General features: G+C 57.8%; 1 protein-coding gene. It reads right to left on the reverse strand.

Annotation, left to right across the window (positions count from 1 at the left end):
- A protein-coding gene (locus BC443_RS18360) for an IS5 family transposase (RefSeq protein WP_110650779.1) occupies positions 1 to 860 on the reverse strand; the annotation gives its coding sequence in 2 pieces (ribosomal slippage) (positions 1 to 491 and positions 491 to 860; 861 coding nt in all).
- Positions 861 to 924: the final 64 nt, after the last annotated feature.

Here is a 924-nt window from a genome sequence, read left to right on the forward strand (position 1 = left end):
TTACGCTCTGTCTGAAAAATAGACCCGTAAACAGCGCTCGATGCAGGCCAGCGTGACCATGGCACGGTAACTTTTTGCCAGCTTGTCGTAGCGAGTACAAAGTCGCCGCTTTTCCTTCATCCAGCCAAATAGACGCTCTATCACATTGCGACGCCGATAACGCGGGCGCTCGAACAGGCGGGGTAGTCCTGGCTTGGGGCGACGGTGCATCTGTCGGTGCCGGATCGTCGGTCGTATTCCGTACCGGTCGCAGTAGCGACGCAATCGATCACTATCGTAACCTCGGTCGGCCAGCAGATGGCGGCAGCGCTTGCGGGGACGTCCCGTATGACCTGGCAAGCGGATCTGCTCCATGACAGGAACGAGATAGCGTGAATCGGCATGCTGACCAGGCGATAGCAGGAAGCTCAGGGGAACGCCATTGGCATCGCAAACCAGGTGAATCTTGGTGGTCAGGCCGCCTCGGCTTCGTCCAAGCGCATGGCCTACCCGTTCTCCAGAGCCCCTTTTTTACTGCCACCAGCGGCAGAGCGAGTCGCTCGAATCGAGGTGGAGTCCACCATCCAGGTATCGAGATCCATGTAACCATCTTCCCGAAGCTTCAGGTGAAGGCGTGACAGGCTGCGTTCGAGTGTGCCGTCATCTCGCCACTGACGAAAGCGCTGGTAGACCGTTTTCCATGGGCCGAAGCGTTCGGGCAGATCCCGCCATTTGGCGCCGGAACAGAGGATCCAGAAGATGCCGTTGAGCATCTGCCGGTCATCGCGGCGTGGGCGTCCACGCCCAGCGGGCGTGCCAGGCGAAACGATATCTTCAATCAATGTCCAACCCTGATCGGAAATCTCGTAACGTCCTGCCATGACAATACCTCCAAGTCTGAGGGAGGAAAGGCTAGCAAGACATCATTTTTCAGACAAAGCGTAG

It is taken from the genome of Salinicola sp. MIT1003 (assembly GCF_001858555.1).
Lineage (GTDB): Bacteria > Pseudomonadota > Gammaproteobacteria > Pseudomonadales > Halomonadaceae > Salinicola > Salinicola salarius.